A 14,949-nucleotide genomic window follows, 5' to 3' on the forward strand; every position below is an offset into this window, starting at 1 on the left:
TGTAATTGGGAGCGGAAAATGAAAGTTATAGAAACTAAAATTGAAGGTGTCTATATTGTAGAGCCGAAAGTATTCGGAGATGAACGAGGATGGTTTATGGAAACCTACTCCAAAATAAAAACACCACAAATCGCGTGTGAATTTGTACAGGACAATCAATCTTTTTCTAAAGAAAAAGGAACGCTAAGAGGAATACATTTTCAAAATGGTGAGTTCGCACAGGGGAAGTTAGTTCGTTGTGTGCGTGGAGCAGTATTGGATGTAGCAGTAGATTTAAGAAAAGGGTCTCCTACCTATAAACAGTGGGTGGCAGTAGAGCTTTCAGCAGAAAATAAAAAACAGTTATTTATGCCAAGAGGATTTGGTCATGCATTTTTGACTCTTACAGAAGATGTTGAATTTGTTTATAAGACGGACAACTATTACAACGGACAAAGCGACAGAGGCATTAAGTTTGATGACCCAGAGATAAATGTAATTTGGGATTTAGAAAGATGGGATATAAAAGAACTTATACTTTCCGATAAAGATAAAAACGCGCCGCTGCTTAAAGACAGTGATTGCAGCTTTGTATATTAGAAGAGGGGCAGAAAAAACTGCCCTTTTTATTTGGGTTAGATGATTTTGGAGGAAAACTTATGAAAATATTAGTAACTGGCGGAGCTGGTTTTATAGGTGGAAATTTTGTGCATTACATGATGAAGGAGCACAAAGAATATGAGATTTTGTGTGTTGATGCACTTACCTATGCGGGAAACATGGAGACTCTTGCCCCGGTTATGGATAATTCCAAATTTAAATTTGTAAAAGCTGATATAGCAGACAGAGCAGCAATTTACAAGATATTTCAGGAAGAAAAACCAGACATAGTTGTGAACTTTGCGGCTGAAAGCCATGTAGACAGATCTATAGAAGAGCCTGAGCTCTTTTTAAGAACAAATGTGATGGGAACACAGGTAATGCTTGATGCCTGTAGAAAATACGGCATTCAAAGATATCATCAGGTATCCACAGATGAAGTGTATGGTGACTTGCCACTTGACAGAACAGACCTTTTCTTTACAGAAGAAACTCCTATTCAAACATCAAGCCCATATAGTGCTTCAAAGGCTAGTGCAGATCTTTTGGTACAGGCATATTATAGAACTTTTAAAGTGCCAGTAACCATTTCAAGATGTTCAAATAACTATGGACCATATCATTTCCCTGAGAAGCTGATTCCACTTATGATTGCAAATGCATTAAATGGTAAATCTCTTCCTGTATATGGGAGAGGAGAAAATGTCAGAGACTGGCTTTATGTAGAAGACCATTGCAGAGCAATTGACATGATTGTTCATAAGGGCACTGTTGGAGAAGTTTATAATATTGGTGGACACAATGAACGAACTAATTTGGAAGTGGTAAAGACTATTATCAGAGAACTTGGGGTTAGTGAAGAATTGATTACTTATGTAACAGACAGAGCTGGTCATGACTTAAGGTATGCTATTGATCCTACCAAGATTCACCATGAACTTGGATGGCTGCCGACTACAACATTTGATAATGGCATAAAGAAAACGATTACATGGTATCTTGATAACAGGGAATGGTGGGAAAATATTATAAGCGGTGAATATCAAGATTACTATGAAAAAATGTATCATAATAGGTAAAGTATAGAAGGGATAAGAAAAAGGAGAGATAAATTTGGGAGCCAGCGTAATTGGAAATCTTGATTCTCAAGTGTGGAATATGCTTGGAATAACACCAAAAACTGTAGAGCAAAAAATTTTGGTAACGGGAGTAACAGGTCAACTTGGATATGATGTTTGCAGAGAACTTAAAAGACGAAACATTACTTATATTGGTGCAAGCAGTGCAGATTTTGACATAACGATTAAAGAAAAAACAAGAACTTTTATAAAGCAATATAATCCAACTGCGATTATTCATTGCAGTGCATATACAGCAGTAGATAAAGCCGAAGATGAACCTGAAAAATGTTTTTCAGTAAATGAAGGCGGAACACGTAATATAGCTGAAGTTTGTAAAGAACTTGACTGCAAGATGATTTATATAAGTACTGATTATGTGTTTCCGGGTACAGGGGAGCAGCCTTATAAAGTTGAAGATCAAACAGCACCTCAAAACACTTATGGAAAAAGTAAATTGGCAGGTGAAGAGGCAGTAAAACAACTTTTAGAAAAATACTTCATTGTAAGGATTTCTTGGGTTTTTGGGGAAAACGGTAATAATTTTGTAAAAACCATGCTTAGGATAGGTAAAGATAAAGAAGAAATCAATGTGGTAGGCGATCAGGTAGGGAGTCCTACTTATACAGCTGATTTAGCCCCACTTTTATGTGATATGATTATGTCAGATAGATATGGGGTTTATCATGCTACCAATGAAGGCTTTTGTTCATGGACCGAATTTGCAGAGGGAATTTTCAAAAATGCAGGATATAAAACGAAAGTGAATCATATAACAACAGAGGAGTATACAACAAAAGCAGTAAGACCTAAAAACTCAAGAATGAGTAAACTTGAGCTAGAGGAAAATGGGTTTAAGAAGTTACCTGCTTGGCAGGATGCAGTAAGACGATTTGTAAAGACTATAAACTTATAAGAATATTGAAAAATCTAAAGCCTAAGAACATTATTTTCTTGGGCTTTAGTTTGTATTAACTTTAGCGAAAAATAATGATTTTTGAAATAAAATATGTTATACTATAGCGATTGTCTAAATGGCAATAGATAAAATAGCAATGGGAGGAAAGAAAAGTTGACATGAATGAACAAATTTCGCCAAAAACTCCTTTAGTAAATATAGTTATGGCTACTTTTAATCCTAGAATGGATTGGCTGAAAGAGCAGTTACAGTCTTTAAATGAGCAGACTTATAAAAATATAATCATATATATTAGGGATGATTGTTCGGATAAAGTCAGCTTAGAGGAGATAAAAGCCTTTATTAAGGAAACTATAACAAATTTTCCTTATAGTATCCAGCAAAATGCCGAAAATATAGGGTCTAACAGAACATTTGAAAAGCTTACGGAGCAGGCTGAGGGTCAGTATATTGCTTACTGTGACCAGGATGATATCTGGTTGCCAGAAAAAATTCAAAAGTTGGTAGATTTTATACAGCAGACTAATAGTCAGTTGGTTTGCAGTGATGTCTACGTAATAGATACAAAGGGCAAGACAAATGCAAATAGCATAACAGGAGCGAGAAAGAGACATGTGTTTAAGGAAGGTGGAAATCTTGCCAATGACTTACTGTTTAGAAATTTTGTTATAGGTTGCACTATGTTGATGCCAACTAAGCTAGCGAAAGATGCCATGCCATTTGTAGAGGATATGGTACATGACCATTATCTTGCACTATACGCATCAACAAAGGGCAGCATAGACGTATATAAAGAAAATCTGATAAGATATAGAATTCACGAAAGCAATCAGACAAATATACTTTCGAAGGTTTCAAATAAGGCGACTTATTATCAAGTACGTATAAAGCCGTATTTGAGGCGGATGGAGCAGCTTAAGAAAAGATTTGATATTAAGGAGCTGGATGAGGCTTACGAGTGGGCTCAGGCCAGAGAAGTGTACTATCAGAATAAGAGTAGTAGTAAGGCTTTGTGGCATTTGAGACATTTAGATAAAAATACAACAATTTTTGAACTTGTAATGCTTAGAATGCCAAGTTCTGTATTTAACAGTGTTTTGACATGGATACAAAGAGGGAAAGTATAAAAAATTAAAGAAAAAAAGAGGAAATATAATGCACTATTTAGCAGTGTTTAATAAATACAAATTTCTTTTATCACAACTTGTGGCAAGAGATTTTAAAACTAAATATAAAAGAAGTATATTAGGTGTTTTGTGGAGTTTATTAAATCCATTATTAATTATGATAGTTCAATATATGGTGTTTAGTGAACTGTTCAGATGGGATATTGATAATTTTGCAGTATATCTTTTATCTGGTACAGTTATGTTTAACTTCTTTCAAGAGTCCACAAGCCAAGCTTTATTATCTATTACAGGAAATTCAACATTAATAACAAAAGTATATGTTCCAATGTATATTTTCCCGTTGTCAAAAGTGATTTCTTCATGCATCAACTTGGGGTTTTCTTTAATTGCACTATTTGCAATTGTTTTAATACAGGGACTACCTTTTAATATTTATTATTTCTTAATTCCATATAGTGTTTTATGTATGCTTTTATTTTCAATTGGCATGAGTTTTATACTTGCGTCAATGATGGTTTATTTTAGAGATACACAGTTTTTGTATGGAGTAGCCTTGACTGCGTGGTCATATTTAACCCCGTTGTTTTACCCAGAAACAATTTTGCCAGAAAAATTTATGATTTTTATGCAATGTAATCCAATGTATCATTTTATTAGATATGTAAGGAATATTATTTTAGATGGAAGTCTACCTACCATGAGAGCACACATATTGTGCTTAATATTTGCTGTGATTCCTTGTATGATTGGTATGCTAATATTTAACAAAGCGAAGAAGAATTTTATTTTAAACATTTAGAGGCGAAGATGATAGAGATAAGTAATGTAAGTATGTGCTATAAAGTACAACGTGAGAATATAAAAAGCTTAAAAGAATATGTTGTTAATGTAATAAAAGGCAAGGTGACTTATGACGAATTTTGCGCTTTAGATAACATTAACATTAACATAGGTAAGGGTGAAGTTTGTGGAATTATTGGTAGCAATGGTGCAGGAAAAAGTACATTATTGAAATTAATCGCGGGAGTATTAGCACCAACAACAGGCGAAATTTCCGTAAAAGGGACAATTGCACCTATGTTAGAATTAGGTGCAGGGTTTGATCAAGATTTAACAGCAAGAGAGAATATTTATCTAAATGGGGCGATTTTAGGATATAGCAAGGAATTTTTAGATAGTAAATATAATAGTATTGTTGATTTTTCAGAGTTGCATAGCTTTATGGAACAGCCTATCCGAACTTTTTCGTCCGGAATGATGATGAGATTAGCTTTTTCAATTGCCACAATTATTGAACCGGAAATTTTAATTGTTGATGAAATTCTTTCAGTTGGGGATGCTCACTTTGCCGAAAAAAGCAGTAAAAGAATGAAAGAACTAATGTCAGGAGGAACCACTGTTATAATGGTTTCACATGTTTTACAGCAGATTGAGGATATATGCGATCGAGTTATATGGCTAGAAAACGGTAAGATTGTGTTAGAGGGTGAGTCAATGGAAGTATGCAATGCATACCGTTCTAAGTTATAAAATTAGAGAGACTTAAATATAGCGAAAGAATTGAAATAATCCAAAATATAATCTAAGGAGAAGATTATGATTATACATGAGCAAAATGGAAGAAAAGTATATTCAGATGGAAACGAAACAGAACTAAGAATGTTAGAGATTGCAAAGCAATATCCAGGAGATAATAGTCAAGAGTTCATATCAGACAATAGTTGTTATACAATTAATAATACTTTTTCTAAAGTAAGGGAAAATATACTAAATTGGTATCCCTTTAAAGAAAATGCATCTATATGTGAAGTAGGAGCAGGCATGGGGGCTATAACTGGTTTACTATGCGATAAAGCTAAAAAAGTTACTGCAATAGAGATGAATGCGCTCCGTGCAGAGATTATAAAAAAAAGGAATGCTGATAAAACAAACTTAACGGTTATTAGTGAAGACATCAATTATTTTGAAACAGAAGAAAAATATGATTATGTTATATTTATTGGGGTTTTAGAATATGCTGGGATTTTTTTGACGGAGGACAACCCGTATGAAAAATTTATTATAAATGTTTCTAAATTGTTAAAGGAAGATGGTATACTTCTTTTTGCTATTGAAAACAGATTTGGCATTAAATATTTTAGCGGTGCATCAGAAGATCATCTTCAAAATCCTTTTGTTGGGATTGAAGGATATAAGGAAAAAAATACAGCTAAAACTTTTTCTAAAGCAGAACTTATTGAGATGCTAAATAATTGTGGGCTTTCTTATAATAGATTTTATTATGTTCTTCCAGATTATAAATTCCCCAATATAATAGCAACAGATAATTATATTCCATCGTATAATGAATTACAGAAAGTTCCTTTTACATATGGAAAAAATAGTGTCTTATTATTTAATGAAAAAGATGCTTATAAAGATATTATTAAGAATGAAACTTTTGGTTTTTTTGCAAATTCATTTTTAGTTGAAACATCAAAAACTGAGCTTGAAAGAGACTTTGTGGTTTTTGTGTCAGCTAGAGGTGAGTGTAAAAAAGACTATAAAATAGTAACGACAATAGATACAGAAGGAACTGTAAGAAAAATCCCAACAACAAAGGAAGCTGAAAAGCATATACAACAGATATTGGATAACACTACCAATCTGAAAAAAAGAGGGATAAATGTTCTAGAATATAATTTAAATGATAACATACTCTGCACTCCATTTTATAATGGTAAGAAAGCTGATAAAGTTTTTGAGGAATCAATCAAAACAAATGACTTTAAGACAATTTGCCTGCTTGTTGATAGCCTAAGAAAAAGTATATTTAAAAGTTCAGATATATCAAAATCAGATTATAATATTTTGGAAGAGTCAGGGCTGTATCAAAAACAGTACAATTATGGCACAATATTAGAAAAAGGATATATTGATATGACCTTTTATAATGCTTTTTTTGAAAACGGAGAACTTACTTTTTATGATCAAGAGTGGTGTTTTGATAAGATCCCAGCAAACTTTATTCTTTATTATGCTATAAAGTGCACATATAATCGCATTAGTGAAGTTAAGTACATAAGCTTAGAAAATATCTTGAATTATGCAGGAATAGGAGATGAAGCTGCTGTTTATGATAAATTGGAGGAATATCTTTGGGCTACAGTTTTGTATAGGCAGGGGGATATATATGGTGAAGATGGCTATTGCAATGTATATAATTCCTCATATACATTGAAAAATATTTTACAAGAATATAAGGACATTGCTAACTCTTTACATGAAAAACTTAAGCATAATGAGAATTTGATAAATAAATTAAATGTTCTGATTAAAGAACAAGAAAAGCACATTAATGAAAATAATCAGCAAATTGAAGCGGGTAAAGCATTATTATATAATAAAGAGAGCCATATTGAATTATTATTGGAATCGGAGCGAGAGTTTGAACGTTTTAAACAGTCGAGATCTTGGAGATATATGTCGTACATATGGAAGATAAATGGCCTGCTCATTCCTCGTGGAAGCAAAAGAAGATTGGTAGCTAAGATAATGCTTAAATTTGTTAAACATCCTCCTTTTTTTTTAAAGAAGATATCTCCTACTAGAATAAAAAAATTATTTTATTATTTAAGACGCGAAGGTGCAGAGGGTGTATCAAAAAGATTAGAAGACTGTTTATCAGTACCATCGGAAATGAAAATGAATATTACCTTAGAAGCAGTTGCAAATCATAAGAGCTTTGAAGAATATGAAAAGTTATATGTAAATGAGTGTGATAATCCTCAAGTTTCAATAGTAGTACCTGTATATAATCAATTTGATTACACGTATAATTGCATTAAATCTATAATTAATTGTACAGAAAAAGTTACATATGAAATTATAGTTGCAGATGATTGCTCTGATGACATGACTACAAGAATAGAAGAGATTATATTTGGAATTAATGTTATTAACAATGAAACAAATTTACAATTTTTAAAAAATTGTAACAATGCATCAAAATATGCAAAAGGGGAATATATAATATTTTTGAATAATGATACTCAAGTACAACAAAATTGGTTAAAACCTTTGGTTGAGTTAATTGAAAGTGATAAAACTATTGGCTTGGTTGGCTCAAAACTCATATATCCCGATGGAAGACTTCAGGAAGCTGGCGGAATATTTTGGAAAGATGGATCTGCCTGGAATTATGGAAATGGATCGAATCCAAATGAGCCTGAATTTAATTATGTAAAGGAAGTTGACTATATCTCTGGAGCTTCAATTATGTTATCTAAAAGACTTTGGGATGAAATAGGTGGATTTGATGAGAGATTTGCCCCAGCATATTGTGAAGATAGTGATTTAGCCTTTGAAGTGACAAAAAGACGATATAAAGTAGTATATCAACCTAAATCAGTTGTTGTTCATTTTGAGGGAATCTCCAATGGCACTGATATTAGTCAAGGGCAAAAAGCATATCAGATTATAAACCAGAAAAAGTTCTATGAAAAGTGGAGAGATATATTAGAGTGCGAACATTCTGAAAATGGAGAACATGTTTTTCTAGCAAGAGATTGTAGTTTTACAAAAAAAACTGTACTAGTTGTTGATCATTATATTCCTACATTTGACAAAGATGCAGGGAGTAGAACTGTATATCAATATATTAAACTATTGTGTAGCATGGGATACAATGTAAAACTAATTGGAGATAATTTTTACAAAAATGAGCCTTATGCTAGTTCTTTTGAAAAAATGGGTGTTGAAATATTATATGGACCATACTATGCTAGTCATTGGAAAGATTGGATAAAAGAAAACAAAAAGTATATTGATTTTATATTTTTAAATAGACCTCATATTTCAATTAAGTATATTGATTTTGTAAAAGAGCATACGAATGCAAAAATTATTTATTACGGACATGATTTACACTTTTTACGAATCTCAAGAGAATATGAAATTACAAAAGAAGAGAGACTACTAAAAGAGAAACAAAAATGGAGAAAAATGGAACTTGATATTATGGCAAAATCAGATGTTGTCTTTACCCTAAGTACTGATGAACAAGCAATAATTAATAAGGAATTAGGAGAAGTGAAAGCTGTAATTAGTCCTATATTCTATTACAACGAAAAAGTACTAAAGGAGGAAATTGTACTAAAAAAGAGAGAACATATTATCTTTGTAGGAGGATTTTCACATAGACCAAATGAAGATGGCGTTTTATGGTTTGTTGAAAAAATTTGGCCAATAATTAATAAACAGCTACCAAATACTAAGTTTACAATAATTGGATCAAATCCTTCACAAAAAATTAATGATTTACAAAATGATAAAATAAAAGTTACGGGTTATATTTCAGATGAGGAATTAGATCAATATTATAAACAAGCGCGTATTTGTGTTATCCCATTAAGGTATGGAGCGGGAGTAAAGGGCAAAACAATTGAGGCAATGCAGCAAGGAGTCTCAATTGTATCTACAAGTATAGGGACAGAAGGCTTAGTTGATATTGAAAAATACATCAAACCGATAGATGAACCTGAATTGTTTGCGTTAGAAGTAATTAAAATATATAATAATGAAAAATTATTAGAAAAGAATGCTGCTAAATATTTAGAATATATTAGAATGCATTTTTCTGATGAAGTAGCTAAAAAATTATTTAAAAAAGTTTTTTCTTAGAAAGGAATTATAAAATGACGCAAGTTTTAATAACAGGTGCAGGAGGAATGGTAGGTTCACATATGGTTGACTATTATGCAAAGTCTAAGTCAATTATAGGAACTTATTTTAAACCAACCACTGATATTAGTGAAATTGAAGGTAAAGCCGATTTAATTGAATGTGATATCAGATATTTTACTGGGATTTATGATATTATTAGACTACATAGACCGTTAGAAATTTTTCATTTAGCAGCTCAGAGTTATCCATCTGTTTCTTGGGAAAGACCTCAAGAAACAATGGAAATAAATGCAACGGGTACAATTAATTTATTTGAAGCGATAAAAAGAGTTAAACAGGAGGACATGTCTTACGACCCAATAGTAATTATTGCCTGTTCAAGTGCTGAATATGGCGATTCTCTAAATAATTGTGTGGGGAAAGCAAATGAACAATTGGAACTTTTACCTTTACATCCTTATGGAGTAAGTAAAGTTTGCCAGGATCTGTTGTCATATCAATATTTTGTTAACTTTGGTATAAAAGCAATACGAGCAAGAATATTTAATACAACAGGGCCAAGAAAAACAAATGATGTATGTTCCGACTTTACAAAACGTATTGTATTGATGGAGAAAAATAAGAATACTAATAACATTTTAAAAGTAGGTAATTTACAATCCTATAGGGCCATTGCGGATGTGAGGGATTTAGTAAATGCATTAGTTTTGCTTTCTGAAAAAGGACGGGCAGGAGAGGTTTATAATATTAGCGGCAGTAAAGCTTATAAAACTGAACAAATTGTTGATATAATTAGAGTTAAAACAGAAATTAATTTTGAAATTGAGGTTGATCAGAAGTTACTTAGACCTACAGATGAAAAAATAATATTTGGGGATTCTCAGAAATTAATTAAGCAAACTGGTTGGCAACAAAAATACGATTTAGAAACAACCATAGAAGACATGCTTAATTATTGGAGAAAAAAATTGTAAAGGAAATGTAAACTTATGATAATACGTTCCAAAGCACCATTAAGAATTGGATTGGCTGGGGGTGGAACTGATGTTTCGCCTTATTGTGATGAATTTGGTGGAGTTGTATTAAATGCTACAATTGATATGTATGCATATTGCACTATTGAACCGTCTGATGATTGCAAAATACAATTTTTTGCAGCAGACAGGAATGAAAGCTTTGAATGTGACAGCACATCATATATTCCCCTAGAAGGTAATTTGTTATTACATAAAGGAGTATATAATAAAATTATAAAAAAATATAGTAATGAGAAGCCCTTATCATTTAAATTGACCACATACTCTGATGCTATAGCAGGTAGTGGATTAGGCTCATCTTCTACTATGGTAGTGGCAATAATTAAAGCCTTTATGGAATGGTTAAATTTGCCGCTAGGAGAGTATGATATTGCTAGGTTAGCATATGAAATTGAACGTGAAGATATTGGGCTATCAGGTGGAAAACAAGACCAATATGCAGCCACATTTGGAGGATTTAATTTTATTGAGTTTATGCAAGATAGCCGTGTGATTGTAAACCCTCTAAGAATAAAAAATTGGATTAAGAATGAACTTGAAAGCTCACTTATTCTTTATTATACGGGAACTTCTAGGGATAGCGCTATAATTATAGATGAACAAATTAAAAATACAAAAGCTAAGGACGATAAATCTTTAGAGGGTATGCATGAACTTAAAGAATCTGCATTTAAGATGAAAGAGAGTATTTTGAAAGGCGATTTTGAAACATTTATACTATGTTTAAAAGATGGATGGGAAGCAAAGAAGAAAACTTCTAGTGTTATTACAAACCCACAGATAGACAAAATGTATAATTATATAATGGAGAATGGAGCCAAAGCAGCTAAAATAAGTGGAGCTGGTGGAGGGGGATTCATGATGATTATTTGTGACCCAACCAAGCGATTTCAATTAGTTCAAAAACTTAAAAATACAGAAGGAAGCGTTATTCTAACTAGTTTTACCGAAAAGGGTACTCAAGCATGGACTTTATATGATAAATAGAGGTTAAATTGTATATGAAACAAGACAGTAAATTGATTATTGATAGTTTAGTAAATAGGTTTCCTGAATTGGAAATATGCATTTCAGATATTAGCAAGACAATAGAGATAATTTTGAAAACTATCCAAGAAGGCAAAAAAATTTTGATTTGTGGAAATGGTGGAAGTGCTTCAGATTCCTTGCATATTGTGGGTGAACTGATGAAATCTTTTACCAAAGAACGAAAATTGTCAGATAAGAAAATAGAAAAAATAAAAAAAGATTTTCCTTTGGATGCGGAGTATTTAATTAGTAATTTACAAGAAGCAATTCCTGCAATTTCGCTTGTAGGGGAAACTGCACTAATTACGGCTTATTCTAATGATCAAACATCAGATTTAGTTTTTGCTCAACAAATTTGGGGACTAGGAAATAAAGGAGATTTATTGTGGGCTATTTCGACATCAGGCAATTCTCAAAATATATTATATGCTTGCAAGGTTGCTAAAATAAAGGAAATGAAGGTTATTGGCTTAACAGGAAAAACAGGGACAAATTTGAGACAACTTTCAGATGCAACTATTTTTGCACCAAGCGATGTAACTTATAAAATTCAGGAATATCATTTGCCGATATATCATGCTATTTGTTTAGTTCTTGAAAATGAAGTTTATGGAGATTAAAAAGATGGAAGCTATTATTTTGGCAGGTGGATTTGGGACAAGATTATCTCACATCGTCAGTGATGTTCCCAAGCCTATGGCGCCTGTAGAAAATCAGCCTTTTATAAAATATATTGTAGATGACCTAATCCAAAAAGGTATTAGTAAAATTGTTTTTGCTGTAGGATATAAAAAATACTGCATTATTGATTTTTTTGGAGGACAGTATAAAAATTGTAAAATAGAATATTCAGAAGAAGATACCCCTTTATTAACAGGTGGGGCTATAAAAAAAGCGATAAAAAATTGCATAGAGGATTTAGTTTTTATAATTAATGGCGATACATTTTTTGATGTAAACTTGAATGAGATGATGGATTTTCATAAATTAAAACAATCAGAAGTAACCATTGCATCTAAAGCAATGAAAGATTTTGACCGATATGGAACGTTGGTATTACAAGAAAATAGAATACTCGAGTTTAAGGAAAAGCAAAAATGCAAAAATGGTATTATAAACGGTGGATATTATTTAATTAATAAAGATTTACTCGATAATGTTAATATAGATAAATTCTCTTTTGAAAACGATTATTTAGAGAAAAAAACGAGACAGAACAGAATGTTTGCTTTTTTAAGTGATGGATATTTTATTGACATCGGCGTGGAAGAAGATTATAAAAAAGCGCAGAAGGATTTTATGAGTTATGAATAAGGCAGTTTTTTTTGATAGGGATGGAACCATTAATGTTGAGATAAACTATCTACATAGAATAGAAGATTTTAGGTTTATTGATGGAATGTCAGAATTTATAAAAAAGTGGAATGATTGGGGATACAAGGTAATCGTAGTAACCAATCAAGCAGGAATTGCTAGGGGCTACTACACTGAAGAAGATATGCATAAGCTACATGCTCATATTAATAAGGAGCTCAAAAAAATTGGTGCTCATATTGATGCCTTTTATTTCTGCCCACATCATCCAGATTTTACGGGAGAGTGTAATTGTAGGAAACCCAAAACTGGAATGATAGAACAGGCGATTAAAGACTTTGATATAGATGTATCACAATCTATATTATTTGGAGATAAAGAATGGGACATAGAAGCAGGGAAAAAAAGTGGAATTTTTGGAGTGCAAGTTAAATCATAAAAGTGGCAAAAAGATTTATATTTAGATTTATGTTATGTTTGTATGGTGCTGGGATGCGTCTAGTTTTTTTAAGTACTATTTAGGTTTTGAGGTAAATAGTGAACATCATTATTATATGCACAGATATTTTATTTGTGCTATCAAGTATACTTATTGCACATTGAATAAGGAGGATAAAGAAATAGATAATATGAATAATAGTGTGGGAGATAGAAAAAGTGCGTACATATTGGATTACTTTTTGCCCATCATACTAGTGGCGATAACATTTATGTGGTACCAAAACAATAATTGGTCTGTGCTTATGGGAGATGATTTGATTGCAGTAACGGGATTCAAAAATCTTGGATTTTGGGGGAACCTATTTTGTGCTGATGATATTGCAATGGGAAAAATTAGGCCGATTCAGAAGGCAATGCTATATGTGGTTTATTACTTTTGTGGAATTGATTATAAAGCATACTACATCGTGTCTAGAATTTTGGTTGCGATAGCCGCTATTTCTTTTTATCTAGGAAGCAGAAAAATAAATGGAAATAGAATTTTATCGGTAGGCGTGGCTGTTTTGATTGTGACATGCCCGTTTTCTGCGTATGGAGCTTGGCAATATATAGGTGTTAGTGAGAGCTTTTCATTAATATGTTGTGTTTTATATGGGGTTACAGCATATAAGACAATTTGGTGTGAAGATAATCTGAAGAATCATATTTTCTTATCCATTATATTTGCTTTGTTAATATTTAACTCTGAACGGTTTATGTACATTTGTGCTGTAACAATTCTGATGATATGTATAAATTTTGGTGTTAAGTGGCGCAGAAAAATACTTTATATATTCATCTTAATTTGGCCAATTCTTTTAAGAAGTGTATTGATAAAAGTACTCGGAAGTACGTCTTTAGGCACTGGGCGCGAAGATATTGGGACATTATTATCTACATTGGTTCCGTATGCCATCAAAGGCTACATAAATATGATTGGTTTTTCAATAGGAGATGATTGGCATGGAGGATTTTCTATCGTTCAGTTGTCACCGCTGATTCTGATGATAAGCTCACTACAATTATTTATTTTTATGGGTGTTCTTTTTGATGTTTGCAGGCTCACTTTTGTAGAAAAACGGAAAAAATACTTGAGTATAATCATGTGGTATTTATTTTCACTCACAAGTTTATTTAGCTATGCGCTTGTAGGAGCTACGCATGGTGAAGACAGATTTCTCTGGGTACCATATGCATTTTATTTGTTTGCTTTGGTTGATTATGCGACAAAACAATTGGGAGATAAAAAGGAAAATAATACAACAGGGAAAAAAAGTTTTAAAAATATTGCATGGAGAGTTTGTACACTAGGTGCTTGCGTAATTATTCTTGTGTCAAACTATTATTATTTTAATTTAAAAACGCATGTTAATTTTAGATATTCACAGGAAATGGCTGAAACTGCAAAGGAAAGTATTGAATTATTAGAAGGCTTTGAGAATGTAGAAAATATTGCTTTTGTAAATCCAAACGATTATTCTTGGGTATTTTACGGTAACAGTTTTACGAGTTTTTATATTAGCGAAAGTGCAAATTCTTATCATTACAATTCTGTTGATGAATTGAATAAAAATAGAGAATTGCTTGGCGATAATACAATAGTTATTTATCCGGACTTATCGCACGATGTACCATATGGCGCAAAGGCATATTGGATAAATGATTTTCATGAGGAGTGA

The 14,949-nt window shown here is 32.1% G+C and carries 13 protein-coding genes; all 13 read left to right on the forward strand.

Annotated elements, in window-relative coordinates:
- Positions 1-18: 18 nt before the first annotated feature.
- Complete coding sequence (rfbC, locus tag RTW14_RS00680) at positions 19-579, forward strand: dTDP-4-dehydrorhamnose 3,5-epimerase (protein ID WP_312647406.1); 561 nt, start codon at positions 19-21, stop codon at positions 577-579.
- A gap of 59 nt (positions 580-638) precedes the next feature.
- The gene (gene rfbB, locus RTW14_RS00685; RefSeq protein WP_312647408.1) at positions 639-1,658 is read left to right on the forward strand and encodes a dTDP-glucose 4,6-dehydratase; all 1,020 of its coding nucleotides are present in this window, start codon (positions 639-641) and stop codon (positions 1,656-1,658) included.
- Between the two features lie 34 nt (positions 1,659-1,692).
- Positions 1,693-2,613, forward strand: coding sequence for a dTDP-4-dehydrorhamnose reductase (gene rfbD, locus RTW14_RS00690; RefSeq protein ID WP_331654371.1), 921 nt, complete (start codon positions 1,693-1,695; stop codon positions 2,611-2,613).
- Between the two features lie 161 nt (positions 2,614-2,774).
- Complete coding sequence (locus tag RTW14_RS00695) at positions 2,775-3,743, forward strand: glycosyltransferase (protein ID WP_312647410.1); 969 nt, start codon at positions 2,775-2,777, stop codon at positions 3,741-3,743.
- 28 nt (positions 3,744-3,771) lie between these two features.
- Positions 3,772-4,545, forward strand: a complete 774-nt coding sequence (locus RTW14_RS00700) for an ABC transporter permease (RefSeq protein ID WP_312647411.1) — start codon at positions 3,772-3,774, stop codon at positions 4,543-4,545.
- A gap of 8 nt (positions 4,546-4,553) precedes the next feature.
- Positions 4,554-5,276: an ABC transporter ATP-binding protein gene (locus tag RTW14_RS00705; RefSeq protein WP_312647412.1), complete on the forward strand. Its 723-nt coding sequence runs from the start codon at positions 4,554-4,556 to the stop codon at positions 5,274-5,276.
- A gap of 129 nt (positions 5,277-5,405) precedes the next feature.
- A complete protein-coding gene (locus RTW14_RS00710; protein WP_312647414.1) occupies positions 5,406-9,407 on the forward strand; it encodes a glycosyltransferase in 4,002 nt (1,333 codons plus the stop codon).
- A gap of 14 nt (positions 9,408-9,421) precedes the next feature.
- Positions 9,422-10,384 carry a GDP-mannose 4,6-dehydratase gene (locus RTW14_RS00715; RefSeq protein WP_312647415.1) on the forward strand — a complete coding sequence of 321 codons (963 nt, stop codon included), beginning with the start codon at positions 9,422-9,424 and terminating at the stop codon, positions 10,382-10,384.
- A gap of 15 nt (positions 10,385-10,399) precedes the next feature.
- The gene (locus tag RTW14_RS00720) at positions 10,400-11,434 is read left to right on the forward strand and encodes a GHMP family kinase ATP-binding protein (protein WP_312647416.1); all 1,035 of its coding nucleotides are present in this window, start codon (positions 10,400-10,402) and stop codon (positions 11,432-11,434) included.
- A gap of 14 nt (positions 11,435-11,448) precedes the next feature.
- Positions 11,449-12,096 (forward strand): D-sedoheptulose-7-phosphate isomerase, encoded by a 648-nt coding sequence (locus RTW14_RS00725; RefSeq protein ID WP_312647417.1) that lies wholly within the window; start codon positions 11,449-11,451, stop codon positions 12,094-12,096.
- Positions 12,097-12,100: 4 nt separating this feature from the next.
- Complete coding sequence (locus RTW14_RS00730; RefSeq protein WP_312647418.1) at positions 12,101-12,790, forward strand: nucleotidyltransferase family protein; 690 nt, start codon at positions 12,101-12,103, stop codon at positions 12,788-12,790.
- Positions 12,783-13,229, forward strand: coding sequence for a D-glycero-alpha-D-manno-heptose-1,7-bisphosphate 7-phosphatase (locus RTW14_RS00735; RefSeq protein WP_312647419.1), 447 nt, complete (start codon positions 12,783-12,785; stop codon positions 13,227-13,229). The genes RTW14_RS00730 and RTW14_RS00735 overlap by 8 nt, the downstream gene beginning before the upstream one ends.
- Before the next feature lie 190 nt (positions 13,230-13,419).
- Positions 13,420-14,949: a hypothetical protein gene (locus tag RTW14_RS00740; protein WP_312647420.1), complete on the forward strand. Its 1,530-nt coding sequence runs from the start codon at positions 13,420-13,422 to the stop codon at positions 14,947-14,949.

This window comes from Aminipila sp. (assembly GCF_032051575.1).
Taxonomy (GTDB): Bacteria; Bacillota; Clostridia; order Peptostreptococcales; family Anaerovoracaceae; genus Aminipila.

Excerpts from the sequence above, each read along its gene's own strand:
- rfbC (WP_312647406.1), top strand. The coding sequence starts at position 19 with ATGAAAGTTATAGAAACTAAAATTGAAGGTGTCTATATTGTAGAGCCG.
- rfbB (WP_312647408.1), top strand. The coding sequence starts at position 639 with ATGAAAATATTAGTAACTGGCGGAGCTGGTTTTATAGGTGGAAATTTT.
- RTW14_RS00695 (WP_312647410.1), top strand. The coding sequence starts at position 2,775 with ATGAATGAACAAATTTCGCCAAAAACTCCTTTAGTAAATATAGTTATG.
- RTW14_RS00700 (WP_312647411.1), top strand. The coding sequence starts at position 3,772 with ATGCACTATTTAGCAGTGTTTAATAAATACAAATTTCTTTTATCACAA.
- RTW14_RS00705 (WP_312647412.1), top strand. The coding sequence starts at position 4,554 with ATGATAGAGATAAGTAATGTAAGTATGTGCTATAAAGTACAACGTGAG.
- RTW14_RS00710 (WP_312647414.1), top strand. The coding sequence starts at position 5,406 with ATGTTAGAGATTGCAAAGCAATATCCAGGAGATAATAGTCAAGAGTTC.
- RTW14_RS00715 (WP_312647415.1), top strand. The coding sequence starts at position 9,422 with ATGACGCAAGTTTTAATAACAGGTGCAGGAGGAATGGTAGGTTCACAT.
- RTW14_RS00720 (WP_312647416.1), top strand. The coding sequence starts at position 10,400 with ATGATAATACGTTCCAAAGCACCATTAAGAATTGGATTGGCTGGGGGT.
- RTW14_RS00725 (WP_312647417.1), top strand. The coding sequence starts at position 11,449 with ATGAAACAAGACAGTAAATTGATTATTGATAGTTTAGTAAATAGGTTT.
- RTW14_RS00730 (WP_312647418.1), top strand. The coding sequence starts at position 12,101 with ATGGAAGCTATTATTTTGGCAGGTGGATTTGGGACAAGATTATCTCAC.
- RTW14_RS00735 (WP_312647419.1), top strand. The coding sequence starts at position 12,783 with ATGAATAAGGCAGTTTTTTTTGATAGGGATGGAACCATTAATGTTGAG.
- RTW14_RS00740 (WP_312647420.1), top strand. The coding sequence starts at position 13,420 with ATGAATAATAGTGTGGGAGATAGAAAAAGTGCGTACATATTGGATTAC.